The organism is Paenibacillus lutrae, from assembly GCF_009757775.1.
Classification (GTDB): Bacteria; Bacillota; Bacilli; order Paenibacillales; family NBRC-103111; genus Paenibacillus_F; species Paenibacillus_F lutrae.
The window spans coordinates 1-25,088 of record NZ_RHLK01000005.1; the positions used below are offsets into that span (position 1 = coordinate 1).

21 protein-coding genes and 3 pseudogenes are annotated in these 25,088 nt (G+C 49.6%); 14 read left to right on the forward strand and 10 right to left on the reverse strand.

Annotated features, from left to right (window positions below; genetic code table 11):
• Positions 1-385: 385 nt before the first annotated feature.
• The 3 pseudogenes from EDM21_RS25220 to EDM21_RS25230 all read left to right on the forward strand — a co-directional run.
• A pseudogene (locus EDM21_RS25220) lies at positions 386-841 on the forward strand (transposase); the annotation flags it as partial.
• Positions 751-1,053 (forward strand): annotated as a pseudogene (locus EDM21_RS25225) (transposase); the annotation flags it as partial. The pseudogenes EDM21_RS25220 and EDM21_RS25225, both read left to right, overlap by 91 nt.
• A pseudogene (locus tag EDM21_RS25230) lies at positions 969-1,256 on the forward strand (transposase); the annotation flags it as partial. The pseudogenes EDM21_RS25225 and EDM21_RS25230, both read left to right, overlap by 85 nt.
• Positions 1,257-1,562: 306 nt before the next feature.
• Here EDM21_RS25230 and EDM21_RS10645 read toward each other — a convergent pair.
• From EDM21_RS10645 to EDM21_RS10675, 7 genes are all read right to left on the reverse strand, one after another.
• Positions 1,563-2,186 (reverse strand): hypothetical protein, encoded by a 624-nt coding sequence (locus EDM21_RS10645; protein ID WP_157335385.1) that lies wholly within the window; start codon positions 2,184-2,186, stop codon positions 1,563-1,565.
• A 101-nt stretch (positions 2,187-2,287) separates the two neighbouring features.
• Entirely contained in the window at positions 2,288-2,680 is a 393-nt protein-coding gene (locus EDM21_RS10650) for a YflT domain-containing protein (protein ID WP_157335386.1), read from the reverse strand.
• Between the two features lie 13 nt (positions 2,681-2,693).
• The gene (locus tag EDM21_RS10655) at positions 2,694-3,872 is read right to left on the reverse strand and encodes a glucose-1-phosphate adenylyltransferase (protein ID WP_157335726.1); all 1,179 of its coding nucleotides are present in this window, start codon (positions 3,870-3,872) and stop codon (positions 2,694-2,696) included.
• Between the two features lie 408 nt (positions 3,873-4,280).
• Entirely contained in the window at positions 4,281-5,471 is a 1,191-nt protein-coding gene (locus EDM21_RS10660; protein WP_157335388.1) for an ATP-binding protein, read from the reverse strand.
• A 46-nt stretch (positions 5,472-5,517) separates the two neighbouring features.
• Positions 5,518-6,384: a CheR family methyltransferase gene (locus EDM21_RS10665; protein ID WP_157335389.1), complete on the reverse strand. Its 867-nt coding sequence runs from the start codon at positions 6,382-6,384 to the stop codon at positions 5,518-5,520.
• Positions 6,385-6,465: 81 nt separating this feature from the next.
• Positions 6,466-10,158 carry a response regulator gene (locus tag EDM21_RS10670; protein ID WP_157335390.1) on the reverse strand — a complete coding sequence of 1,231 codons (3,693 nt, stop codon included), beginning with the start codon at positions 10,156-10,158 and terminating at the stop codon, positions 6,466-6,468.
• A gap of 97 nt (positions 10,159-10,255) precedes the next feature.
• Positions 10,256-11,395 carry a fused response regulator/phosphatase gene (locus tag EDM21_RS10675; RefSeq protein ID WP_157335391.1) on the reverse strand — a complete coding sequence of 380 codons (1,140 nt, stop codon included), beginning with the start codon at positions 11,393-11,395 and terminating at the stop codon, positions 10,256-10,258.
• A 342-nt stretch (positions 11,396-11,737) separates the two neighbouring features.
• On the opposite strand from EDM21_RS10675, the gene EDM21_RS10680 reads away from it, so the two are divergent.
• Together EDM21_RS10680 and EDM21_RS10685 are read left to right on the forward strand one after the other, a co-directional pair.
• On the forward strand, positions 11,738-12,175 hold the full coding sequence (locus tag EDM21_RS10680) for a YflT domain-containing protein (RefSeq protein WP_157335392.1): 438 nt from the start codon (positions 11,738-11,740) through the stop codon (positions 12,173-12,175).
• Between the two features lie 181 nt (positions 12,176-12,356).
• Entirely contained in the window at positions 12,357-12,521 is a 165-nt protein-coding gene (locus EDM21_RS10685) for a DUF1328 domain-containing protein (protein ID WP_157335393.1), read from the forward strand.
• Between the two features lie 113 nt (positions 12,522-12,634).
• On the opposite strand, the gene EDM21_RS10690 is transcribed toward EDM21_RS10685, so the two are convergent.
• Positions 12,635-13,450 (reverse strand): carbon-nitrogen family hydrolase, encoded by an 816-nt coding sequence (locus EDM21_RS10690; RefSeq protein ID WP_338043969.1) that lies wholly within the window; start codon positions 13,448-13,450, stop codon positions 12,635-12,637.
• Positions 13,451-13,615: 165 nt separating this feature from the next.
• Between EDM21_RS10690 and EDM21_RS10695 the strand changes: the two genes are divergently transcribed.
• The 9 genes from EDM21_RS10695 to EDM21_RS10735 all read left to right on the forward strand — a co-directional run bounded on the left by EDM21_RS10695 (position 13,616) and on the right by EDM21_RS10735 (position 22,801).
• A complete protein-coding gene (locus EDM21_RS10695) occupies positions 13,616-14,908 on the forward strand; it encodes a glycosyl hydrolase family 28-related protein (protein WP_157335395.1) in 1,293 nt (430 codons plus the stop codon).
• Positions 14,909-15,056: 148 nt separating this feature from the next.
• Positions 15,057-16,304 carry a pyridoxal phosphate-dependent aminotransferase gene (locus tag EDM21_RS10700; RefSeq protein ID WP_157335397.1) on the forward strand — a complete coding sequence of 416 codons (1,248 nt, stop codon included), beginning with the start codon at positions 15,057-15,059 and terminating at the stop codon, positions 16,302-16,304.
• A 118-nt stretch (positions 16,305-16,422) separates the two neighbouring features.
• Positions 16,423-16,638, forward strand: coding sequence for a hypothetical protein (locus EDM21_RS10705; RefSeq protein ID WP_157335399.1), 216 nt, complete (start codon positions 16,423-16,425; stop codon positions 16,636-16,638).
• Positions 16,639-16,806: 168 nt separating this feature from the next.
• Positions 16,807-17,928: a glutamate 5-kinase gene (proB, locus tag EDM21_RS10710; RefSeq protein WP_157335401.1), complete on the forward strand. Its 1,122-nt coding sequence runs from the start codon at positions 16,807-16,809 to the stop codon at positions 17,926-17,928.
• Positions 17,929-17,979: 51 nt separating this feature from the next.
• A complete protein-coding gene (locus tag EDM21_RS10715) occupies positions 17,980-19,227 on the forward strand; it encodes a glutamate-5-semialdehyde dehydrogenase (RefSeq protein WP_157335403.1) in 1,248 nt (415 codons plus the stop codon).
• Positions 19,228-19,253: 26 nt separating this feature from the next.
• Positions 19,254-20,108, forward strand: coding sequence for a pyrroline-5-carboxylate reductase (gene proC / locus EDM21_RS10720; RefSeq protein ID WP_157335405.1), 855 nt, complete (start codon positions 19,254-19,256; stop codon positions 20,106-20,108).
• A 58-nt stretch (positions 20,109-20,166) separates the two neighbouring features.
• Positions 20,167-21,504 (forward strand): 2,3-diketo-5-methylthiopentyl-1-phosphate enolase, encoded by a 1,338-nt coding sequence (locus EDM21_RS10725; RefSeq protein WP_157335407.1) that lies wholly within the window; start codon positions 20,167-20,169, stop codon positions 21,502-21,504.
• Complete coding sequence (locus EDM21_RS10730) at positions 21,498-22,163, forward strand: 2-hydroxy-3-keto-5-methylthiopentenyl-1-phosphate phosphatase (RefSeq protein ID WP_166541968.1); 666 nt, start codon at positions 21,498-21,500, stop codon at positions 22,161-22,163. Before EDM21_RS10725 ends, EDM21_RS10730 begins: the two co-directional genes overlap by 7 nt.
• Positions 22,160-22,801, forward strand: coding sequence for a methylthioribulose 1-phosphate dehydratase (locus EDM21_RS10735; protein WP_157335411.1), 642 nt, complete (start codon positions 22,160-22,162; stop codon positions 22,799-22,801). The genes EDM21_RS10730 and EDM21_RS10735 overlap by 4 nt, the downstream gene beginning before the upstream one ends.
• Positions 22,802-22,917: 116 nt before the next feature.
• Here EDM21_RS10735 and EDM21_RS10740 read toward each other — a convergent pair whose 3' ends face one another.
• Together EDM21_RS10740 and asnS are read right to left on the reverse strand one after the other, a co-directional pair.
• Positions 22,918-23,607 carry a DnaD domain-containing protein gene (locus EDM21_RS10740; RefSeq protein ID WP_157335413.1) on the reverse strand — a complete coding sequence of 230 codons (690 nt, stop codon included), beginning with the start codon at positions 23,605-23,607 and terminating at the stop codon, positions 22,918-22,920.
• A gap of 104 nt (positions 23,608-23,711) precedes the next feature.
• On the reverse strand, positions 23,712-25,016 hold the full coding sequence (gene asnS / locus EDM21_RS10745; protein ID WP_157335415.1) for an asparagine--tRNA ligase: 1,305 nt from the start codon (positions 25,014-25,016) through the stop codon (positions 23,712-23,714).
• Positions 25,017-25,088: the final 72 nt, after the last annotated feature.

Below are 25,088 nucleotides of genomic sequence, written 5' to 3' on the forward strand. Positions count from 1 at the left end.
GCGTCCACAAACGAAGGATGGTTTCTTCAAGAAATACGAATATGTGTACGACGAGCACTACGACGCTTACATTTGCCCCAGCAACGAATTTTTAACGTACGAATTGACGAACCGGGACGGCTACCAGGTGTACCGTTCTAACCCGGAGCGATGCANTCGGAAAACCGGAAGCCGTGGCGGTCGACGCCGGTTACAAGACGCCGTACATCAGCAAGCTGCTCATGGATGACGGCATTCGCCCGGTTATGCCGTACACGCGTCCACAAACGAAGGATGGTTTCTTCAAGAAATACGAATATGTGTACGACGAGCACTACGACGCTTACATTTGCCCCAGCAACGAATTTTTAACGTACGAATTGACGAACCGGGACGGCTACCAGNGCGTCCACAAACGAAGGATGGTTTCTTCAAGAAATACGAATATGTGTACGACGAGCACTACGACGCTTACATTTGCCCCAGCAACGAATTTTTAACGTACGAATTGACGAACCGGGACGGCTACCAGATGTACCGTTCTAACCCGGAGCGATGCAAGTCTTGTTCTTTCTTGAAACAATGTACGGAAAGCAAGGACTTTAAGAAGCGAGTGAGCCGTCATATCTGGGCGGATTACCTTGAAGAAGCAGAGCATCTGCGTCATACAGAACGGAACAAGCGGATCTATTCCAAGCGCAAAGAAACGATTGAACGCGTATTTGCAGACATGAAAGAAAAGCATGGCATGCGATGGACCANGATTACCTTGAAGAAGCAGAGCATCTGCGTCATACAGAACGGAACAAGCGGATCTATTCCAAGCGCAAAGAAACGATTGAACGCGTATTTGCAGACATGAAAGAAAAGCATGGCATGCGATGGACCACCTTGCGAGGACTGCGGAAGGTATCCATGCAGGCGATGCTCGTTTTCGCGTGCATGAACCTCAAAAAACTAGCCACCTGGCTTTGGAGAACCGGTGGCTNAAAGAAAAGCATGGCATGCGATGGACCACCTTGCGAGGACTGCGGAAGGTATCCATGCAGGCGATGCTCGTTTTCGCGTGCATGAACCTCAAAAAACTAGCCACCTGGCTTTGGAGAACCGGTGGCTCAAAACAGAAACTTACTGCATTTTTGAGTTTTTTATTTCTCCAAACAAGACAAACTCCTGAGTTCCATTCGGAACAAAGGAGTTTGTCTGCAATCTGGGACCAGCCTTATAGGCTGGTTTTTCTTTGTATAAATAAGAATATAAGCATTTCTCTTCCTTAAAGCAAGGGTACCAAGCAGGTAATCCTACCTTCCTCAATTCAGCTAAGTAGACATAAGTGAGCGACATAGCAGCATAAGCCTAAAGAACATGAAGCAACCCTGTATGGCCTAATCGTTAGATGGGATTACCTAAGGACTCATTCCTTAATTGATCCCGTAATTGCTCCGTACTGATCCGTAATTGAATCCCTCTCGACCGCCCTTGCTTTGTTAGCAGGCCCGGTCTCCTCATACAACACAAAAAAACAAGCTCCACTACAGCTGGGCTTGTTCCATTTATGAAAAGGTTACGTATAACCATGTGTTTTATTCGCTGGATTTCGGAAAAAAATGAATAGATTCCAATTGATTCGTTTCCGGGTTAATGAAAAGCTTCAAAACCTGATTATCTTGCGTATAAACAAGGCCATCTTCTGCTGTAAAATAAGGCTCTCCCAGGGCATCTTCGAGTACCTGACGATCATTCTTGTAAACAATGCCATCTACAATAACCTGGTTCTGGTCGGAGCCAACTTCAACATATTCAATCCCGTACTCACTAACCCCAATGGTGCAATCGGAATAATGCAAAATTTGGGTGTCTCCAAAGAATTCATCCGAACTTTGACGTTCCGGTTGTCCCTTAAGCTTAAGGACTGTATTCAGATCATCCGTTAAGGATATACCGTTAATTTGCTTTAAATCTGGCTTTGCGGCTGTATGAGCCGAGACAGACTCAACTGTTGATTCAACAACTAACTGCCCACTCTCACTCCCTGAGCCGGGTAAATTCACTGTCCGGACAGCTGAATTCATTGGCGCTGGCGCAAAATTGTGCTCGGTAGTCTTTGGGACACTGGTATCCGCGGAAGCAGGCTGCTCTAGCCCTTGTGCTCCGTTAAAGAGCAATATGCCTCCTAACAGTCCAATTGTTAGTGATTTCCTGTTCATCCGGGTTCCCTCCTAAGACGTTGTGGTTTTCGGATTGACTGGCCGTCGTTAATTGTTGATCTTCAAGCTGGTTCTTATCTCCACTCAAAGCCTCATAGGGATTAAGGAGCCATCCAAGAAGCTGCTGCCGCAGGCTCGTCTGCATACAGCGGATTAAATGCATACGTATCCGTATTTGGCGATGCCACTACCACGATACGGCGCCGTGCAATTTCATCCGCATAGTAACCGATTGCCGTACCTGCCAGCCCCAATGAGATAAGCTTGGAGCGGATCGCCGCTCCTTTGCCGCGGAATATAGTCGCCATCGTATAGCCCATTTGCTCCGCTGAGAAACCGATCCGGCTTGTATAACGGGGCATGAGCATTTGCTCGGTATCGACGTTTTCATCTGAAAGAATATGGATACAGTGCGGCTCGCAGCCTGCAGCTTGCAGCTGCCGGATCACTTCGCGAATTTCCTTCTCATTGTCAACTACAATAATGGATTGCATTCTTCTTTCCTCCTTATCCGATGCGCTCAAGACGAGGCAAGTAAATTTTAGGAAGCTTTTCATTAACCTTGTACATAACTTCATGATCTCCGACTACACTAATGCTCTCTGCATCAGCTTTACCGACCGTTACTCCATCGCATAGAACACTGCCTTCGCCGATAATAGCTTTGTGCAGCTTAACGTTATTCCCGATTCTGACATTCGGCATGATAACACAATCCGTCAACACACTGCCTTTACCGATGTAAACGCCATGGGAGACCACAGAATGGTTTACACTGCCGTACACTGCACAGTTCTCACTGATCAGCGAGCTGTCTACCCGGGCTGCACGGTCAATATGCGGCTGCACATTCGCGATCTGCGCCGTGTACATCGGCCAGTCAATTTCACTTTGAAGCGGGGACTCATGGAGCAGATCCATTTGTGCCTGCCACAAGCTATCGATTGTACCGACATCTTTCCAATATCCTTCATAAGAGAAGGTATGAACGAATGCACCTTCTTCTACCATCATAGGAATGACGTCTTTACCGAAATCATGGGAAGAAATTTCAGCTGCATCATCACGCTCAAGCACTTTCTTCAAGAAATCCCAGTTGAATACGTAAATGCCCATGGAAGCCAAATTGCTCTTGGGTTGAGCTGGTTTTTCCTCAAATTCAACCACACGGCCTGTTTCATCCGCATTCATAATGCCGAAGCGGCTTGCTTCATCCCAACCTACCGGTTTAACCGCGATTGTAGCTTCAGATCCGCGTTCTTTGTGCTGACGAATCATCTCGCTGTAATCCATTTGATAAATATGATCACCCGATAAAACGACGACAAATTCAGGATCGTGTTTCTCAATAAAATGACGATTCTGATATACGGCATTCGCAGTGCCTGTATATTCGTTTCCTACAACATGTTCCTGATCGGAACAAAGTAATTCAATACTGCCTTTGTCAGGTTCATTTAGCCATGCCGTTCCATTTCCAATATGTTGATGTAGAGACTCCGGTTTGTATTGGGTAACGACGCCGATCGTGTCAATTCCGGAATTACGGCAATTACTCAGTGCATAATCGATCATCCGATATTTACCTGCAAAATGTACAGCGGGCTTGGCCGTATTATGGGTAAGAGCTCCCAACCGGCGTCCTTCGCCTCCTGCTAATAATAGGGCTACACTTTCTTTTCTCATCTTCATTTCACCTGTCCCTTTCATAGTTGTCATTTCTCATATCTCTATAGGCAATTATTTCACTAATTGTTAATCATACGTTTCATGAAACTTGTCTAAACATTAAATACCCCGTGCCGCGGAATTGTAATCATCTTATGCCTAAATTCATTGTAAAATTTCGTATTTCATGCACAAAAAATTCAGGAGGCGCTGTGTTTGTAGAATCCCCGAAAGTCTGAAATTGCAACCTGACCGGCTGCATCAAGGATACTGGAACCGGAGCCTTTATCTTCCGATCCCCCTTTGTCAGGACTTTCAGCCGGCCCAAGGAATCAGATAAATAGCGCCGGTAGTCTCTAATTGCCCAATAAAAAAAGCTTTGCAGCCGTATTGCTACGGCTGCAAAGCTTGATACGAAACAACAGGTTAGGATGCCAGCAACTCCTCCACCTGAATGGTGAAAATGAATTCGGTCCCCTGGCCTTCTTCAGAATGAACTTCTATAGATCCCGACATTAATTCAACCAGATTTTGGCAGATCACCAACCCCAGGCCAGTACCTCCGTATTTTCTGGTCATGGAGGAATCCACCTGTGTAAAAGGCTGGAATAACCGGTTTCTTTTCTCAACCGGTATTCCTATACCTGTATCCCTAACACTGAACTGTAGCAAGAGCTTGGAACCCTCCAGTGAATGATTGTCAATCCTGGATACGTGAACCGTAATGTCGCCATCCTCTGTAAATTTAACCGCGTTCCCGATTAAGTTGATGAGGACTTGGCGGAGCTTCATCTCATCTCCTATCAGATGTTCCGGCACTCCCGGTTCAATAACTCTTTTCAAATTCAAATCTTTCTTCCGGCATTCTCCATAGAACAGATCCATTGTCTCCTCCATGCAAACCGCAAGGTCAAAGGGCTCTACGCTCATTTCCATTTTGGAAGATTCCAGCTTAGTAAAGTCCAGAATCTGATTGATAATATGAAGAAGTGCAGCGCCGCTGCGGCTGATCGTGTCCGCATATTCCCGCTGCTCTTCGTTGAGTTCGGTCTCCAGCAGAAGATCCGTCATGGCCATTACCCCATTCATCGGGGTACGGATCTCATGGCTCATTAGAGCCAAAAATTCGGATTTCGCCCGGTTAGCTGACTCTGCCGCTTCTTTGGCATTCAGAAGCTCCTGGGTACGCATGTTAAGCAGTTGAGACTGATGCTGCAGCTTCTTCTGGACCAGGAACAAATTAACGAAGCCCTCAATCTTGGCTTTGAGTGTATGTGGAACAAAAGGTTTAACGATGTAATCGATCGCGCCTACCGAATATGCCGTAAACACGTGCTCCTTTTCATGGGAGGCCGCCGTGATAAAAATGATCGGAATATCCTTGGATTTCTCCCGCGATTTGATCCATTTGGCGGTTTCGAAGCCGTCCATTCCCGGCATTTGGACATCGAGTACGATTACCGCGAAATCATCATGCAGCAGACACCGGAGAGCTTCCTCACCGGAGCCTGCTTTGACCAGATGGTAATTCTCCTCCGCAAGAACCGCTTCTAGAGCAAGCAGATTCTCTGGCTGATCATCCACCATCAGAATTTTAATCGGTTCGTCCAAATTCAATTTAAGAAACCCCTTCCTCCAAGTCGTCTCCTCATCCTATGCAGCGTCACTGCACCTTCCGGTAAATCTTGTTGGCTGTACTGACGGCTTCGTACGCGGACGCATGCTTGGTGAAAGTGATCGTTTCTTTATCGCCCAGAACCAGAAAACCAGATAGACTTAAGCTTCCGTAAATCAGACTATGCACTTGGTTTTGCAGTTGAGTGTTAAAGTAGATGAGCACATTTCTACATAAGATCACATGAAATTCGTTGAATGACCGATCCGTGACCAGATTATGCTGGGCAAATACGATGTTGTCCCGTAAAAAAGGTTGAAACGTTACTGAATCCTTCGAGGCCGCGTAGTACTTCGAGAAGGCTTCCTTGCCTCCAGCCTGCAAGTAGTTCCTCGTATAGTCCTTCATATTACGGAGCGGATAGATCCCTTTCTCCGCTTTCTTGAGTACCTCTTCATTGATATCCGTCGCATAGATGCGCGTGCGGTCATATAATCCTTCTTCATGTAGAAGGATCGCCATGGAGTATACTTCCTCACCCGTTGCACAGCCCGCATGCCAGATGCGTATAGCGGGGTACTTCCGAAGCATCGGAACTACATCCTGTCGGAAGGAAGTGAAAACCTCGGGATCACGAAACATCTCGGTAACATGGATAACGAGATCCGACAGCAGCCTTTCGAGGCATTCGCGATCATGCAGCACTCTCTCCTGGAGGCCGGACACCGTAGCCAGCTTCTCCGCTAAGATACGGTGCCAGATCCTTCTGCGGATAGACGGATAAGAATAATTGCGAAAATCATAACCATATATTCGAAAAATACCTTCAAGCAGCAGATTAATCTCAATGCGTTCATGTTCAGCTTGAAGTCCTGAAAGTACGGGCAGTTGATCCAGGTTCGTAAAGGAATCCATTGTTTCTCTCCCTCTCCTCCGAAAAGATCTTGCTGAACTTATCATCTGTCCTATTCAGAGGTTTCGCATTTGTTCCTACTCTTATTTAAACAACCAAACGCGAATTAGAGACATCAATTGATCATTATTTATTGGTTTCGTAATATAATCCGATGCTCCCGCGGCAATACACTTCTCGCGGTCGTCCCGCATAGCTTTGGCTGTCAGTGCAATAATCGGCAAATGATCAAAGTGCGGCATATTGCGGATTTCACGCATAGCTTCGTATCCGTCCATCTCCGGCATCATAATATCCATCAGCACAAGATCGATATCCGGCTCTCTGTCCAGGATGGACAAAGCCTGCCGTCCCGTTTCTGCAAACAGGACTTTCATGTTGTATCCTTCAAGCAGATTGGACAGGGCGAATACGTTGCGAATGTCGTCATCAACCAGAAGCACTTTCTTTCCTGAGAACACAGCTTCACTGCTGTGAAGACGCTGCAGAATCTGCTTCTTCTCCTCAGGGAGCCCGTCTTCCACCCGATGCAGGAAGAGAGCTGTCTCATCCAGAAGGCGTTCAGGCGACTTTACATTCTTGATAATAATCGATTCGGCATATTTCTTGAGCCGCATTTCATCTTTCTTATCATATTCCTTCTGAGTATACATCACAATCGGCAAACGGCGAAGATTCTCGTCGCCCTTAATTTGATCCAGCAGGTCAAACGCCGTTTTATCTGCGAGTCCCACGTCAAGCACCATGCAGTCAAAGTGCTGCTCCTGCAGCTTCTCCATGGCTTCATCCGCACTGGACACAACGTCAATGATAACATCATCGTGACGGATCAACTCAATGAGATTATTAATCTCGACAGGATCGTCCTCCACCAGAAGCAGCTTGCGCAGACTCTGATCAATAAACCCTTCCAAATCACTGAATGCCTGCTCAAGCAGGTCTTTGCTGGAAGGCTTGCGCATATAGGCGATAGCCCCCATCGATAAACCTTGATGAACCTCATCTACCACGGACATCACATGTACCGGAATATGGCGGGTATCCGCATTATTCTTAAGCTGCACAAGGATGGACCAGCCGTCAACAATCGGCAGCTGGATATCCAGCAGAATACCGTCCGGCTTATACTCTCTTGCCATCTGGAGGCCAATATCGCCCTGCATGGCAACGAGCACTTTGAATCCGCGGTTGCGGGCCATATCTACAAGCACCTGGACAAAGTGGACATCATCCTCAACGATCAGCAGAACTTTGTCGCTTTCTTCTATCGTACCCCGGTCATCCTCTACTTCACGCTGAGAAGACTTAGAAGCCGGCTTCGGCGGTTTGGGCATCGGGATGGATAATGGCTGCGCCTGTGAAGTCCGTTGGCCTTCGTTCTCACTGCCGAAAGCTTCCTGCTGTTCTTGACCTGCTGCTGCCGCTTCACGCGTACCCCCGAGACGTTCCGAGACCTGACGGTTCGGAATAAAGAGAGTAAAGGTGCTGCCTTCGCCTTCGCGGCTGCAAATTTCAATGTTGCCCCCAAGCAGGGAAGCGAGCTGTCTGCTGATGGATAAGCCCAGGCCTGTTCCGCCGAACTGGCGGCTGGTTGTGCCGTCGGCCTGCTGGAAGGCCTCGAAGATCAGCAGCTGCTTTTCTTCCGGAATACCTATGCCGGTATCTTTTACCGAGAAGGCAATCTGAGACTCGCCCTCATCTACAGGATACACATGCAGAAGCACGCTGCCCTGAGATGTAAACTTGAACGCATTTGACAGCAAATTGCGAAGAATTTGTTCCAATCTCATGTTATCCGTGTACAGCATTCTCGGAACTTGGCTGTCCAGCTTCACTTCGAAGCCAAGCCCCTTCTTACGGGCAATTTGATCGAATGACCGTTCGATCGTTTCCATAACTTCCGGAAGAAGCACATATTCCGTCTGGATGTCGATTTTCCCGGCTTCCACCTTGGATAAATCGAGTACGTCGTTAATCAGTTTGAGCAAATCTGAACCGGAGGAATGAATCGTATCGGCATATTCCACCTGTTTGCTCTTCAGATTTCCTTCCTTATTCTCCGCAAGCATTTGGGAAAGAATAAGCATACTGTTCAAAGGAGTCCGCAGTTCATGCGACATATTGGCCAGGAATTCAGATTTGTACCGGGATGCCATTGCCAGCTCAAAGGCCTGCTTCTCAATGGCTTCCTTCGCTTCTTCAATCTGGCGATTCGCAAGCTCCGTTTCCTGAACCTGAATTTCGAGCTGCTTGGTCTTGCGAAGCAGTTCGGAATTGTTCTGTTCAAGCTCCTCCTGCTGGGATTGAAGCAGTTCTTCGGAAGCTTTGAGCGCTTTGGTCTGCTCTTCGAGCTTTTCGTTAGACGTGCGAAGTTCTTCCTGCTGAGAGATAAGTTCCTCGGACTGGCTCTGCAGCTCCTCTGTCAGAGCTTGGGACATCCGCAGAAGTTCCTCAACCCGTTCACGCGAACGGATCCGGGAAACGGATACCGCCAGATTCTCGCTCAACTGTTCCAGCAAGTTTATTTGTCCTTCGCTGAGCTTCTTGAGACCCGCAAACTCGACAACGGCACAAATTTCATCATCAGCTTCAACAGGTTCTACAATCAAATATTTAGCATCCAATTGTCCGAAAGAAGAACGGATCATCACTTGCTGGTCCACTTCTTCTTCTATAAGAATACGCTGGCCGTCTGAGGCAACCTGCCCCACCAAGCCTTGACCGAGTGCAAACTCTTCGGCAGGATTGCTATCCGTATCTCCATCAAAAGCATAAGAAGCAGCGAGCACAAGACTGGAACGCATGCCTTCTCTCTCCAGCAAGTAGACGCTCCCGTAAGAGGCGCCGATCATCCGGGCGCTTTGGGTCACGAAGCTTTTGGTCAGTTCGTGCATATTGGTCTGATCCTGAAGGAGCACGCTCATATTGGCGACATTGGACTTCAGCCAAGCCTGCTCTTCATTGATTTTACTAAGCGCTCTTTCATTGCCCATCAGTGTTTCCAATCCGTCCGCCATGCCGTTGAAAACATCCGCCACCTTACCGAATTCATCCGTCGTTGTGACTTCAATGCGGTAACCGGGATCGAATTTGCCGTTAGCAAAACCTTGAATCATCCGGGTCAGCAAAGCAAGTCCTCTAGACAAACTGCGGATAATCCAGTACATGACGCCCAGACCGATGATCAGGGCAGCTATCGTGATAAGAGCAGTGAACATTAATGTCTGGCTGTTGGAGCTTCGGAATTCATTAACCCCGCTTACTACACTATCATTGTGATAATCCGTTATCTGATCCAGATTCGCAATAACCTGATCCTGATAGAGTACTCCGGTGGCATTACGCAGCTTATTAGCCGCTTCCACATTTCCCTGTTTGTATAATTCCAAAGCCTGGTTAACATAATTGGTAAATTTCTCCCCGTTCTGGGAGGTGGTGTAGGCAAGTTGCTTTTCCGCATCTGTCTTTGTATTGGCAAGGAGCTGTGCAATTCCTTGATTTAATTGTTCGAGATAGAGCAGTGACTTTTCTACATTGTCCTTGGCTCCCGGCATATTGGGGTCGGGATTGAGCAGAAGATTGGCCATATACTTGGAAATTGTGTTTACATCAGATCTCGCGCTGTAGGCAAGACGGACTTTCTCGTAGCGCTTCACAAACATCTCGTCCATGCTCTCATTAACGGCACTGAGGCGCGACATTCCCAAGCCAGCCAGTACGAACATGAGAACAAGCAGCAGACCGAAGCCAGTCATTAGTTTCGTTGATATTTTCATATTTGCTTCTCTTCTCCCCTTTGGTCTTCTCTATAGAATGAAGAGGCGAGGGTGAGGTTCGATTTCTCTACTCAGCATCTCGCCTCGACAAGGCACTTTAATGTATGTCTATCCACAGCAGGCAGATGTCGTCAGCGTGGCTGCTTTGTGTATCTTCGTTCAGCACACCGTTCACGACAGCATTCAGGCCTTTATCCCCATTCGCTCTAACTTCTTCTATGAGACTCTCAGGCATGACGGTCGGATCTTCTTCAATCTCTTCCAACAAGCCATCCGTATATAAGAGAATACGGGTGCTGTCCTGATAGGTCAGACGGCCCGGATTAATATCCATCGTTTCAAAAAAACCGACCGCGCACGTGCCTTGCGTTAACGGGACCGCTTCGCCGTTCTTTTCCATTAAAAATCCTGGCGGGTGACCTGCATTAACATAATCAATGGTCTTGTTCTTCGTGTCGATTAATAGATAGATGGCTGTAAAATAATAATTCAAATGATTCTGATCGTTATGCAGCCGGTTCATGTACCGGTTCAGCTCGGCAATGACAAGCTCTGGCGTCGCATACTTGGTAATGGTATCCCGGAGTACAGAAGAAATGAACATACAGACAAGGGATGAGGAGATTCCATGTCCCATAATATCAAGCAGCATAACACCGTACCGGTCTTCGTCAATTGAATACCAGTTGTAAAGGTCACCCGCCAATTCATAAGAAGGGTTGTAATAGGCTTCAATCTTGATTTTATCTGTGACGACAGGGAGGCTTAACACACTGCTCTGCACGTTTTTAGCAAGCTGCAGTTCAGAGCGGATGCGGTTGTCATTCTCTCTGTGCCAGTCTTTCTCATATTTAAGCCTGAGTGCGGACTTGATTCTGGCAACCAGTTCAATTTTGTTAATCGGCTTAGTCACATAATCAATAGCCCCGGCTTCGAGCGCCTCAGCAAGTTTAATGGAGTCTCCCATCGCTGTAATGATAATTATAGGAATGTCTTTCAGTTCCTCAATCAGCTGCAGCTTCCGGCAAGCTTCGATTCCATCAATTTCGGGCATCATCAAATCCATCAGAATCAGATCGATCTGCAAATCAGACGTGCTGGGATTCTCGATACAAAGCATATCAAACAGTTCCATTGCAGAAGAAGCGCGGTGCATATCGGAGTAGCCCGCGCTTTTCAATATTTTCTCGATCACAATAAGATTGACCGGATTATCATCAACAATCATGATGCTCATCAGTGAATTCTTCTCCTTTTATGTGGAATGATTAGGCGCGTATCGGGTACCGTATATTCCTACTTAGGGAGCATTTACTTAATAGAAATTGGGGTAAGTCTATCGAATACCTACCTATTATATAAAATATCCTCAAGTAAAGTAACCCTCAAAACTTAACTTTGAATCAGGTAAGTTTTGATAATTCACAAATCTTTTAATTTGTCAATTGTTTTGTTTCAGGTATGGGGTGCCAGGTTAATAATAGTCATGCCAGACAGCAAGACATACTGAAACACAAGCAATTGGCCGCACCTTAACCACTTACTACAGCGGCTGATTCCAATAAGGAGGAGAAACATAATGGAAACCAAAGTGAGATTAGCAAGTAACGAAGAACAAGCTCTGCGGGAAGTGAAGAACTTACAGGCAGAAGGATATAATCTGGACGAAATTTATGTACTGACACACGATACGGATCGTACCGAAGGTGTGGCAGAAATGACCAACACCAATGAGATCGGTGTGGCTGAGGAAGGTTTCATGAATGCCGTAGCCAATCTCTTCCGTTCTAAAGGGGACGAACTGCGTGCCAAAATCGAATCTCTCGGACTTAGCGAATCCGAAGCCAACACCTATGAAAAAGAGCTCGACAAAGGAAAGATCCTCGTAATTGCTTATACGGATCGTGACGGCGATAACTATAATCATAGTAAAGGACCCCTGGATGAAGAAACGACTCTTCCCCCAACGGGCATTTACATGAGCGGCCGTGATAATCAGAACAGTAACCTGTTCTAAGTCTATCACATTTTCTTGCCTTATTTAAACATCGACATTCTATTGCCATAACTTATGCTTTCTAAGTAATTACTAAGCTTCTCTAACACGATAACGAGAACACTTTCATAGCGGTTGAGCATGAAAGACTCGATAATGGATAGAACTTGAATACATTTTATAAACGCAGGGAGGGATACTTATGTTAAAGTGGGCTATGATATTTCTGCTTATTGCCATCGTTGCCGGAATCTTCGGTTTCTTCGGAATTGTGAGTGCAGCTGCGGGAATTGCGAAAGTACTCTTCTTCCTATTCCTGATCCTGTTCGTCATTACTCTGTTTACAGGACGCAGGTCGTCCGTTTAACAAGTCATGGCCTCATAAATAGATCGTTAGCTTAGAAAAGACTCAAAAGCCACAGTCCTTCTTCAAGAAAAGAAGAGCTGTGGCTTTTGAGTTATTTTTGATATTAAAGTTTATTAGTCATATAATCCTGGCCTACGGTCTTCAAAAACTGGAATCGTACGCCGTACCTGCGCTACTTCTCCCAGATCGACTTCCGCATAGACAATTTCTTCCTCTTCCCCGCCTTCGGCAAGTACATTCCCCCAAGGATCAATTACCATGGAATGACCAAAGAATGAGGTGCCTTTACTTTCTCCGACACGATTGCAGGCAACCACAATCATCTGATTCTCAATGGCACGCGCCATGAGCAGAGTGCGCCAGTGATGTAAGCGGGGATGCGGCCATTCCGCCGGTACGAAGAGCATTTGCGCCCCTTCCAAGGCAAGACGGCGTGTCAATTCCGGGAACCGTATATCATAACAAATGATGGCGCCTGCCGGAATACCGTCGATATCGAACATTCCCCTGCTTTCTCCCGGCGTTAAAGCCAAATGCTCGTCCATTAAGCGAAACAGATGAATTTTTGAATAGGACAAGTGATTCACGCCGTTCCGGTCAAAACCGTAAATGGTGTTTTTAACCTTATCGCCGATTCTTTCCGCAATCGATCCGCCGACAATCTGCACCCCATGTTTGCGGGCAAACTCACTTAATAACTCCGCCGTCTGCTTTCCGTCCGGATCAGCAAGTTCATGAATACGATCAAGCGCATACCCGGTGTTCCACATTTCCGGCAGAACGATAATGTCCGGTTTCTTCTCCGCTTGGATAGCTCGACTCAGCATCTCCTCTACTTTTCTTGCATTTGTCGCCGGTTCTCCAATAGCTATATCCATCTGCAGCAATGCCAGTCTAATCTTCTGTTCATTCGTATGTATGGTTTCCACTAAGCTCACCCTTTCCGGTTCCGGTGATAGTTTGCCTTTATGATAGAGCAACATCCTCTTAAGATCAATGATTAGTTTACAATCGCCGCCCGGGAGGAAAAACATGGAATAAGGCGAATTAAGTTACCTATTCTAACGATTTATATACAGAGAGGAGCGTACAAAATGACTTCCAATTCTCAACCACCCCCTACCTGGAGCCGCAGAAAACTGCTTGCTTCATTAGGTGCAGCCGGCGCGGTTCTGGCAGCGAGTTCACTTCCGGCAGTCGTTAAGGCACGCGGAGCAGATACCCTTATTCACGATGTAAAAGAGTATGGCGCACTCGGGCAGGGCGGCTACGGGGATCAAGACTGGACAGGCATCCAGCAGGCCGTCACCGCTGCCGCCAGAACGGGCGGCTTTGTTTACATTCCGGCCGGGACCTATTTGCTGACCAAACCCGTCCAACTCCAAAGCGGCGTACATTTGATCGGTGCCGGGGCCGCACTCACGCATTTAATCGGAGCCACGGGCTGCGTATTTACCGCTCTGCCTCCCGCCGGCAGCATTGAAATCGGCCATCTTTCGATCCAGGGCGGCTCTGCCGGGTCCAAAGCTTTCAATGAAGACAGCGCAGTTTCGCTACTGCAGGCGAGCAGTGTCCGCATCTATAACTGCCGGTTTCATACCGTTTACAGTCCGATTCTATTGCGGTCCTGTACTCGCTGTATTATTGAAAATAACGAATTCGATATTATTCTGGGCAATATGCCCGGTAAACCTCACTACGGCACAGCCGTCTTTTGTGCAGGAGGCGAAGGACATCTCATCCGCTACAATACATTCCGCAGCGTATCTACAGCCGCGGCTTGGTTGGGAGATGGCTGCTCGGCGTCTACGATAGAGGGAAACCGTGTCTCGTTCTTTGACAGCAGCGCTTTCGTCATCCAATCAGATGATGCCAAGAAACCGGTCTCGCACAATCGCATTACAGCCAACCACATTACAAATGAGAATGCTTCCAAGACTGGCTGCACAGCTATCAGATTAACCCGCAATGTTCTTCTTAACCACCTTGCACAGAACAGTATGGAGCATATGGATGGAATCGGAATCGTGCTTGAGGGAGATCAAGAAAACGGCAAGCTCTTCCCGGCTGACAATACAATCACCGGAAATGATTTGCGGCATTTAACAGGCAGCGCAGTCGTACTGCAGAATGCTCTACGCACCATTTCTTCAGGCAATTCTGTTCGAAACTGCACGCTTGACGGGATTTGCATCGAATCAAGAGGTGAAGCAAACTCACGCGACAGCGTCCTCTCCGGTAATATTCTAGTGGGTTGTAAAGAAACGGCCATCCGTATCAAAGGAGCTAAAAGCTCCGGTACGTTATTGGCAGGCAACTCAGGCAGTGGCAACGGAAAGAACTTATTGGATGAGGGCACACATACACAGACGGCAGCGACCTTCTAAATACGCGCTTTCGTCAGAACCTGCCCCAACCACTTTACGGCTCTCATATCTGTCAATTCCGAGTGGTATACAACCTATTGGAATCATGATAAAGTAGGGATATTCTTGGGAAACCCTTACGGATACAGCATGATGGAGGCTATGGAACATGAACCACAATAACCAATCTGCAGGCGAGGCTGCGAGCAGCCCCATCGCACATGCCGGACGCACAAACACCGGCTTTCAAATCCAACCGGCGGAGCGGATGTCCGGCCTGCCTGCACAATTTTTTGCGGGCCTGGTACGTAAAGCGAATGAACAAATATCGCTCGGCTATGATGTGATTAATCTCGGTCAAGGCAATCCTGATCGCCCCACACCGCCACATATCGTAAAATCACTTCAGGAATCGGCGGAGAATCCTTTGTATCACAAATACCCGCCCTTCAGCGGCTATTCTTTCCTCAAGGAAGCCATCGCCGCCCGTTACCGGGAAGATTACGGCGTCCATCTCGATCCGGAGACGGAAGTCGCCATTCTCTTCGGCGGTAAAACCGGCCTTGTCGAAATCAGCCAGTGCTTACTGAATCCAGGCGATGTCTGCCTCGTGCCGGATCCTGGCTACCCCGACTACTGGTCTGGAGTAGCGCTCGCGGGCGCAGAGATGGCCTTCATGCCGCTGCGTGAAGACCATGCCTTCCTCCCGGACTACGGCTCCCTGTCAGAGGAAGACGTCCGGCGGGCCAAGCTCATGTTCATCAACTACCCGAACAATCCTACGGCTGCGGCAGCACCTGCCTCTTTCTATGACGATACAATCGAATTCGCCGCTAAGAACGGCATCGTCGTAGCAAGCGACTTCGCTTACGGAGCCATCGGTTTTGACGGCAAAAGACCCGTCAGCTTTCTTCAGCGGCCCGGAGCCAAAGAAGTCGGCGTAGAATTCTATACGCTCTCCAAGACCTATAATATGGCAGGATGGCGCGTGGGTTTTGCCCTCGGCAACCCCGAAGTGATCCGCATCATCAATCTTATGCAGGATCACATGTATGTCTCCCTGTTCGGAGGGATCCAAGCCGCTGCCGCTGCTGCGCTTACCGGTCCTCAGGACTGCGTACATGAGCTCTGCTCGATGTATGAGAGCCGCCGCAATGCCCTGTTCGGGGCGCTGGATCAAATCGGCTGGGAAGCCGCTCCCTCCCAAGCCTCTTTCTTCGCTTGGCTGCCGGTGCCCAAGAAATACAGCTCCGCCGAATTCTCCGATCTTCTGCTGCGGGAAGCCAAAGTCGTCGTAGCGCCGGGCATCGGTTTCGGTAAACACGGAGAAGGCTATGTCAGGCTCGGACTCCTCACCCCTGAAGATCGCCTGGTGGAGGCTGTTCAGCGGATCGGAGCCTTGCATTTATTCGAATAATGAGAGATTTCTGAGGCTCCTTGTCAGGGGGCCTCTGCGCTTTACAAAACTAAAGCCAGCATGCTATTCTAATAAGACATATTGAACGTAATGATGGGAACAGTAAGGAATGCCCGCTATGCCCCAGAGAAAAGCTCCCCGGCTGAAAGAGCTTTTGCAGCAGCTTTCCCGAACCCGCCCCGGAACGGTCAGCGATGAGCTGAACAGCCCCCTTCTGTTATCAAGGGAACGAGATGGATGTGCATCCGCCAGCGGCCTGCCTGTCAATTCTTCTTCTATGACGGCCCAGCCCATATACCGGCTGATGCTGCAAAGAGAGAATTCAAGGATCTGACGCCTGCCCGGGTGGGATTATTTCCTATGCACATCAATTAAGGTGGTACCGCGGAAGCCCAGGCTTTCGTCCTTACGAGGACGGAGGCCTTTTTTGCATACTTCCCTCCTTACTAATTTCATTCAATCTCCCCTGTAAGGGGCACTGTTTCTTAAGGAAGTGACATTCATGCAGCGCATTGTTGTAAAAATAGGCAGCAGCTCCCTCACCTCGGAAGCCGGCGGCTTGAACAAGGAGAAGATCGCTTACTTCGCCGCCGAATTATCCGCTCTGCAGCAGCAAGGATACGAGGTAGTGCTCGTAACCTCCGGTGCCGTTGCGGCCGGCTTCTCTTCCCTGGGCTACAAAACACGCCCCAAGCTGCTTCACGAGAAGCAGGCCGCCGCTTCGGTCGGGCAGGCTCTGCTCATGCAAGCCTATCAGGAAGCTCTCAGCACCCATGGAATCGGAGCGGCTCAGATTCTTCTGACGCGTTATGATTTTACGAGCCGCAGACGCGTAGGCAACGCTACCGCAACGATGGAGGAGTTACTCCGGCGTAAAGTTATCCCCATCATCAATGAAAATGACACCGTGTCGGTCGATGAATTAAAATTCGGCGACAACGATACGCTTTCAGCGCTTGTGGCTAATCTTCTGAAGGCCGGCCAGCTCATCATCATTACCGATATGGATGGGCTTTACACGGACGATCCGCGCAAGAACAAGGATGCAAGACGCATCGACCGGGTCGATGAGATCAGCGACGAGCTGTACCGCATCGCCGGTGGGGCCGGGAGTTCGGTCGGCACCGGAGGGATGCGCTCCAAAATCGAAGCAGCCCGCATTGCCATGCGGGGCGGCATCCCCGTCTTCGTAGGCCGGGCCACGGAGGCCGGAGATATCCGCCTGGCAGCTTCGGAGAGCGGGAGAGGCACCTATTTCGCCGCTTCTATGCATACCCTGTCTATCAAGAAACAGTGGGTCGGATTCCACTCCGTCCCCCAGGGAAAGGTAACCGTGGACCCAGGAGCCCGGTCGGCACTTCTCGAGGGCGGCAAAAGCCTGCTGCCGGCAGGTGTAACTGCTGTGGAGGGAGACTTTCATCCAGGTGATGTAATCGAAGTTTATTGCGCGCAAGGCACCGGCATCGGCCGCGGCATTGTCAACTATGCCGCCTGGCAGCTGCAGGCGGTCATGGGACTGAGCACAGAGGAAGTCCAGCGCCGCGTGGAAGTTGCCCGCATTGAGGTGATCCACCGGGACGAGTGGATCACTCTCCAGAGCTATCCGGCTTCCGGCGCGCTTTAGCCGGATCGTCCCTGTATGGCAAGACCAACATTCGATAAGGAGTGAATATCCATGAGTGAAGTTAGAGAAAAAGCCCTCTTGGCCAAAGAAGCCTCGGCCAAACTCGCAAGCTTAACCACGGGACAGAAGAATACGGCCCTGCTGCGCATGGCAGAAGCATTAATCGCCGAGCAGGAATCCATTATAGAAGCAAACGCCAAGGACTTGAAACGCGGACAGGAATCCGGGACCTCCTCTTCCCTGCTCGATCGACTTGCTCTTAATCCGGAGCGCATCGCAGGCATGGCGGAAGGGCTGCGGCAGATTGCAGAGCTTACGGATCCTATCGGGGATACGCTCGAGTCATTCGTTCGTCCTAACGGACTTCGTGTCGAGAAGATCCGCGTTCCGCTCGGCGTGATCGGGATTATTTACGAAGCCCGTCCGAACGTAACGGTCGATGCAGCCGGACTTTGCCTCAAAACCGGCAACGCCGTTGTGCTGCGTGGCGGTTCCTCCGCTTTAAGCTCCAATGAGCGGATCGTCGAGGTACTCCAAGCTGCGCTGACCGGTACCGATCTGCCTCCTATGGCTGTCCAGCTTATTTCAAATCCGGACCGTTCCTCCGTGGACGAAATGCTGAAACTTAACGGACTGCTGGATGTACTGATCCCGCGGGGAGGTTCTTCCCTCATTCAGACAGTCGTCCAGAATGCTTCCGTTCCCGTCATTGAGACAGGCGCGGGAATCTGCCATACCTTCGTTGATGAAAGCGCGAAGCCGGACATGGCGGAGAAAATAGCGATCAATGCCAAAGTCCAGCGCCCTTCTGTGTGTAACTCGATGGAAACGTTGCTGGTTCACAGCCATTTTGCAGAGCTGCATCTGGCTGCGCTGGCCGATAAGCTGACCGCGCTGGGTGTTCAGCTGTATGGCTGTCCGGATACACGCAAGCTTGTCCCTGCCATCCAAACCGCTTCCGAGGAAGCTTGGGATACCGAATACAATGATTATATCCTCAACGTAAAAATCGTCCGCCATCTGGATGATGCCCTTGCGCACATCCGCACACACGGCACCATGCATTCGGAATGTATTGTGACCGAGAATGAAAGCCATGCCCAGCGGTTTCTGCACGAAGTAGACGCGGCGGCTGTCTATCACAATGCCTCTACGCGTTTTACAGACGGATTCGAATTCGGATTCGGCGCCGAGATCGGAATCAGCACCCAGAAGCTTCACGCACGCGGACCGATGGGCTTGCCTGCTCTCACATCGACTAAGTACCGGATTTACGGAGACGGCCAAATTCGCGAATAACTCACATTAGATAGGAGAAAAAGCAGATGAGCAACCGCACGTTCAACCAGCGCATCGCATTTGTCGGAGCAGGCTCCATGGCAGAAGCCATTTTCAGAGGACTTATTCAGCGCGGAATTACTAAACCTGAGCAAATCTTCGTATCGAATCGTCAAAATGCGCAGCGTCTTTCAGAGCTGGAAGAGCTGTACAAAGTAGAAACGAGCAGCGACCTTCAAACGAAGCAAGAACGCATCCGAAGCGCTGACATCGTCGTTCTTTGCATGAAGCCCAAGGACGTTGAATCCTCCTTCGCCGATTTGAAGCCGCTTCTTTCAGAGCGGCAGCTGCTCGTCTCTGTTATAGCAGGCTTAACGATTCATAAAATGGAACTGCTGCTTGAAAAAGCGGTTCCGATTGTCCGTACAATGCCTAACACATCCGCTACGATCGGCTTGGGCGCAACGGGAATCAGCTTCTCCTCCACCGTTACCGAAGAGCAGCAGTCTCTTGCGATCAATCTGTTTGAGTCGGTAGGAATTGTCTCCGTCGTCGAAGAGGAACATATCGAGATTGTTACGGGCATTTCAGGAAGCGGGCCGGCTTACGTGTATTCTTTTATGGAGTCGCTCATTAAAGCAGGTGTGGAAGGCGGCCTGAGTGCGGAAGAATCGCGCCGTCTGACCATGCAGACCGTACTCGGAGCAGTACGCATGATGGAGCTGACCGGTGAAGAACCGGCCGAACTCCGGCGTAAAATCACATCCCCTAACGGGTCCACTTTGGCGGCACTAAAGACGCTGGAGAATTACAAGTTTGGGGAAGCGATCGCAGGTGCAGTATCCAGTGCGGCAAAACGGGCCAGAGAAATGGGAGCCGAGATTGCTCCTCATCTCAAATAAGAGAGGCTCCCAGATTACGTACCGCTATTGGAAATAAGAATTAAGCAGGTGAAACCAAATGGCATCTTATTGCTTGGCTACATACCGCTGTTATGATGAACAAGCGGATTTCAATAAAAAAGCGCAAAGCATTGCAGTCGGACTTACGGTTGGAAGCTGGACAGAACTGCCGGAAGCCCGCAAGGCCCAAATGAAGCAGCATCTGGGTCTTGTCGTCTCGGTAACGGTGTATGAGCCGGGTGAGCTGACCCCCGGTTCGGGACGCTGTGCGGATATTCGGATCGCCTACCCGGATCTTAACTTCAGCCGCGATCTGCCCGCCCTGCTCGTCACCGTGTTCGGCAAACTGTCCATGGACGGCAAAATTAAGCTCACGGATCTGTCGTTCTCCGCAGAATTTCTCGCCGCGTTTGCCGGTCCGAAATTCGGAATGCAAGGAGTCCGCGATTTGCTCGGCGTCTATGACCGTCCGCTTCTGATGAGCATCTTTAAATCGGTCATCGGGCAAGACTTGGACGGGATCCGGGAACAATTCTACGGTCAGGCAGCCGGCGGCGTCGATTTAGTCAAAGACGATGAGATTCTGTTCGAAAACCCGCTCACACCTATAGAGAAACGTGTAAAAGTATGTATGGAAGAATCCGCAAGAGCAAGCGAACGTACAGGGCAGAAGCTGCTTTATGCGACGAATCTGACAGGTTCTACATCCAAACTCGCCGATCAGGCTAAAAAAGCTATCGAAGCGGGAGCTAACGCACTATTATTCAATGTACTCGCCTATGGCTTCGATACGCTGAGTGAACTGAGTGCCGACCCGGACATAACGGTTCCTATCATGGCACATCCGGCCATGGCCGGGGCGCTGTACCCTTCACCCGAGTATGGCATTTCCGCTTCCCTGCTGCTGGGTAAATTAATGCGTGTAGCAGGCGCGGATCTCGTACTATTCCCATCCCCTTACGGTTCTGTAGTCATGCCTCGGGAAGAGAATCTGGCGATTAAGCATGCCCTGCTGACTCCAGACATCCCGAGGGATTATCTGTACAGTCCCATGGAAAGCACAGAAAGGGCGCACAACGCTCAGCAGGCTTCCACACCGGATAATGCTGAGCAGAGGGATACGCAAGCCGGCAGCCCGGCTCTCAGGGCTTCTTTCCCCGTACCGTCTGCCGGAATTCATCCGGGCCTTGTGCCGCTTATCCTGCGAGACTTCGGCACCGATGTTATCGTGAACGCCGGAGGCGGGATTCACGGTCACCCGATGGGAACGATCGCGGGCGGACAAGCCTTCCGTCAAGCGATTGACGCGACGCTCCGCAACGAGACCCTGGAGGAGGCAGCCAAGCACCATCCAGAACTGAAAGCAGCTATAGAAGCTTGGGGGGTTAAATCTTGAAACAAAAAGTTATTTTTTGCGATTTCGACGGCACGATCACCAAGAACGACAATATCGTCGCCATTATGAAACATTTCAATCCTCCCGGCTGGGAGGAGATCGTTAATCGTCTCTTACAAGAAAGAGCGATATCCGTACGGCAAGCTGTCGGCGAGATGTTCCGCCTGCTCCCTTCTTCCCTTCAAGAAGAAGTCGTTCATTTTGCCATTTCCAACGCGGCCATCCGTGACGGATTTGCTGAATTTGTAACCTATTGCAAAGTAAACAACATCAAACTCCTGGTTACAAGCGGGGGAATCGATTTCTTCGTGTATCCGCTGCTGCAGCCGTTTGATATTCCGCGGGACGATATTTTCTGCAACGCAAGCTCTTTTGACGGTGAGACGATCGAGATCTTATGGCCCCACGTATGTGACAATGAGTGTGTGGCCGATTGCGGGATGTGCAAGACAACCATTATCCGCTCCTATCCGGCAGACCAGTACGAGCGGATCCTGATCGGAGATAGTATCACGGATTTCCAGGGGGCCAAACTTGTGGAAACGGTCTATGCGCGCGCCCAGCTTATTGATTTGTGCCAGGAGCTCGACAGGCCTTATCATCCTTTTGAAACCTTTCATGATATCATACGCGACTTGGAGGCGACGACCGAGGCATGAGAACTGAACTGACATTGGAACAGAAACAACAGGCATACACAGAGCTTAGCGATATTAAAGCGAATCTTGCCGCGCGAGGCTGGTTCCCGGGTACCAGCGGCAATCTGTCCGTCCGTGTCGGCGAGTTTACTCCGGAACAATTTACTTTTGCCGTTACCGCAAGCGGTAAAGATAAGTCGGTCCGCTCGCCTGAGGATTTCTTGCTCGTGAACGAGAAGGGAACAGCTGTTGAGGCGACCAAGCTGAAACCTTCAGCCGAAACTCTCATTCACTGTGAGATTTACAAGCATACGGGTGCCGGAGCGATCCTGCACGTACATACGATGTTTAATAACCTCGTCTCTGAGCTGTACGGTGAACAAGGCTTTATTCCGGTACAAGGCGTGGAGCTAATTAAAGCTTTGAATATCTGGGAAGAAGATGCACGCATTGAAATCCCCGTCCTTCCCAATTATGCCGACATTCCCCGTATTGCCGAGCTCGTGCCGGGCGCAATCGCTGCGCGTATTCCCGGCATCGTCCTCCGCAATCACGGCATATACGCCTGGGGCGCCAACGTTTTTGAGGCCAAACGCCACCTCGAAGCATTTGAATTTCTGTTCGAGTATGTGTACCGCTGGCATCTCCTCACCAAATAAATAGCCGCTGCCGGTATAACCGGTATACAAAACAGACTGCCCTCTCTACTACTGTAGAAGGGCAGTCTGTTTGTATAGGAGCTAACATAATCCAGCAGTTGCCGGCCGGACCCATTTTATCTCGAGCCTCTGAATTTCTGCGTAAATTCTTTGGCCTGCTCGACGGTAAAAATCCGGTTACGGCTCCATTCCAGCAGGATACGGTCAATATAACGGAAATGGACTTTTCCGGCAAACACCGCCTCTTTGAGCGCGGCAAGAACGAGTTCTTCCTTGTACTCGTCCCGATCGAGCCAGCTCGTAATCGTCTCCAGCTCCATCGGTGTCAGCGGTCGTGCGAATTCAGCTTCAAAAATCATGTACACATTCTTTTCACCGTTTTTATCGGATTCAAGTCTCTGGAGCTCGGCTCGTTCGGCCGCTTCCAGAATCAGATCCTCGGCATAGAATGCGGCGATCTTCTCGAACATCTGTCCCAGATTGTAGCGCTCCGATTGAATACCGGTGTGGGAGTCGATGTGCTCATCGATTCCGAGTATTCCGTCGTTAACCAGCTTCTGGATCGCCTGAATGACCTGATCTTCCGGTGCTGACATCCGGGCCAGTATTTCGTCGTGAGTCGGAAAGTCTTTCTTCTCATTCCCCTGGAAGGCAATCAGATGAATCAGCAGCATTCCTTCAATCTCACTCAGCTTCATGCGGTGGTAATATTTCAGGAGCAGATGGGGAACCGCTACCGTGCCTGAGGTCATTCCGGCAAGAATAGCCCGCTGCATCTGCTTGCGTTCGGTATCATTCGGTTTCAAAAATCCATCCACCTCTATTCATGCTGGGCAGTCAGGTTCTATACTCCGCAAAGATATTGACTAAGCTCCTACTTCTCTTTGCAGGCCTTTTCATAGCGGTATTGTTATGGATACAGTCTGTACAGCAGACGCGGGAAAGGGATGGTTTCACGCACATGCTCCAGCCCGCAGATCCAAGCCACGGTGCGCTCCAGCCCTAGTCCGAAGCCGGAATGAGGAACCGTACCGTATTTGCGTAAATCCATGTACCACTGGTACGCTTCCGAGGAAAGCTCATGCTCTTTGAATCGCTCTTCCATCAGCTGCGGATCATCAATCCGCTGGCTGCCGCCGATAATCTCACCGTAACCTTCCGGAGCGATCATGTCTGCGCACAATACCACTTCCGGACGATTCGGATCGGGCTTCATATAGAACGCTTTTATCCCGGTTGGATAATGCGTAATAAAGACAGGTTTCTCGTACTTCTCCGCAATGGCAGTCTCATGCGGGGCTCCAAAATCTTCACCCCAAGGGAATTCGTGACCTGCTGCTTGCAGGAATTCAACCGCTTCATCATAAGTGATACGCGGGAAAGGAGCCTGGATCTTCTCCAGCTTCGATATATCCCTGCCCAGCGTCTCCAGCTCGGCACGGCATTTGTTAAGAACCGTTTGGACCACATGTGAAATGAACTGCTCCTGAACACGCAGGCTTTCTTCGTGATCCACAAAGGCCATTTCCGGCTCAATCATCCAGAATTCAATCAAGTGACGGCGTGTCTTGGACTTCTCCGCGCGGAAGGTCGGCCCGAAAGAGTACACTTTGCCCAGAGCCATTGCTGCCGCTTCCATATACAGCTGACCGCTTTGAGTCAGATAGGCGTCTTCATCGAAATATTTCGTATGGAATAAATTCGTAGTGCCTTCGCAAGAGGATGGCGTCAGAATGGGAGGATCCACAAGCTGGAATCCGCGGTCATCGAAAAATTGCTGGATTGCACGGATAATCTCGGCACGGATGACAAGAACAGCACGCTGGCGCGGTGCACGAAGCCATAAATGCCGGTGATCCATCAGGAAGTCCACACCGTGCTCTTTGGGTGTGATCGGATAATCCTGTGTAATCTGAATAATTTCCACATGCTCCACGGTAAGCTCGAATCCGCTCTTACTGCGGGGTTCCTCACGAACAGAACCTGTTATATACATGGAGCTTTCCTGGGTCAGCTTCGTAGCCGATTCCCATACTTCTTCAGGGACTTCGCTCTTTACTACAACGGCCTGTATGAATCCCGTACCGTCTCGAAGCTGCAGGAACTGAATTTTGCCGCTTTTGCGTTTGTTGTTCAGCCAGCAGCCGATTGTTACGGACTGTCCCACGTGATTCTTCACTTCATGGATGGTACTAGTTGTTTTGGTTTCACTCATCTGTCGTCTACCTCCTAAGGCTGACATGGAAAAACGGCTCAATGGCCGTTTGATTCCACTCCTATTGTACTA

Bases quoted from the DNA above. Each gene is read 5' to 3' on its own strand.
- EDM21_RS10670 (WP_157335390.1), bottom strand. From the start codon at position 10,158: ATGAAAATATCAACGAAACTAATGACTGGCTTCGGTCTGCTGCTTGTT.
- asnS (WP_157335415.1), bottom strand. From the start codon at position 25,016: ATGAGTGAAACCAAAACAACTAGTACCATCCATGAAGTGAAGAATCAC.
- EDM21_RS10735 (WP_157335411.1), top strand. From the start codon at position 22,160: ATGAGAACTGAACTGACATTGGAACAGAAACAACAGGCATACACAGAG.
- EDM21_RS10705 (WP_157335399.1), top strand. From the start codon at position 16,423: ATGCCCCAGAGAAAAGCTCCCCGGCTGAAAGAGCTTTTGCAGCAGCTT.
- proB (WP_157335401.1), top strand. From the start codon at position 16,807: ATGCAGCGCATTGTTGTAAAAATAGGCAGCAGCTCCCTCACCTCGGAA.
- EDM21_RS10685 (WP_157335393.1), top strand. From the start codon at position 12,357: ATGTTAAAGTGGGCTATGATATTTCTGCTTATTGCCATCGTTGCCGGA.
- EDM21_RS10675 (WP_157335391.1), bottom strand. From the start codon at position 11,395: ATGAGCATCATGATTGTTGATGATAATCCGGTCAATCTTATTGTGATC.
- EDM21_RS10715 (WP_157335403.1), top strand. From the start codon at position 17,980: ATGAGTGAAGTTAGAGAAAAAGCCCTCTTGGCCAAAGAAGCCTCGGCC.
- EDM21_RS10700 (WP_157335397.1), top strand. From the start codon at position 15,057: ATGAACCACAATAACCAATCTGCAGGCGAGGCTGCGAGCAGCCCCATC.
- EDM21_RS10695 (WP_157335395.1), top strand. From the start codon at position 13,616: ATGACTTCCAATTCTCAACCACCCCCTACCTGGAGCCGCAGAAAACTG.
- EDM21_RS10655 (WP_157335726.1), bottom strand. From the start codon at position 3,872: ATGAGAAAAGAAAGTGTAGCCCTATTATTAGCAGGAGGCGAAGGACGC.
- EDM21_RS10680 (WP_157335392.1), top strand. From the start codon at position 11,738: ATGGAAACCAAAGTGAGATTAGCAAGTAACGAAGAACAAGCTCTGCGG.
- EDM21_RS10650 (WP_157335386.1), bottom strand. From the start codon at position 2,680: ATGCAATCCATTATTGTAGTTGACAATGAGAAGGAAATTCGCGAAGTG.
- EDM21_RS10665 (WP_157335389.1), bottom strand. From the start codon at position 6,384: ATGGATTCCTTTACGAACCTGGATCAACTGCCCGTACTTTCAGGACTT.
- proC (WP_157335405.1), top strand. From the start codon at position 19,254: ATGAGCAACCGCACGTTCAACCAGCGCATCGCATTTGTCGGAGCAGGC.
- EDM21_RS10645 (WP_157335385.1), bottom strand. From the start codon at position 2,186: ATGAACAGGAAATCACTAACAATTGGACTGTTAGGAGGCATATTGCTC.
- EDM21_RS10725 (WP_157335407.1), top strand. From the start codon at position 20,167: ATGGCATCTTATTGCTTGGCTACATACCGCTGTTATGATGAACAAGCG.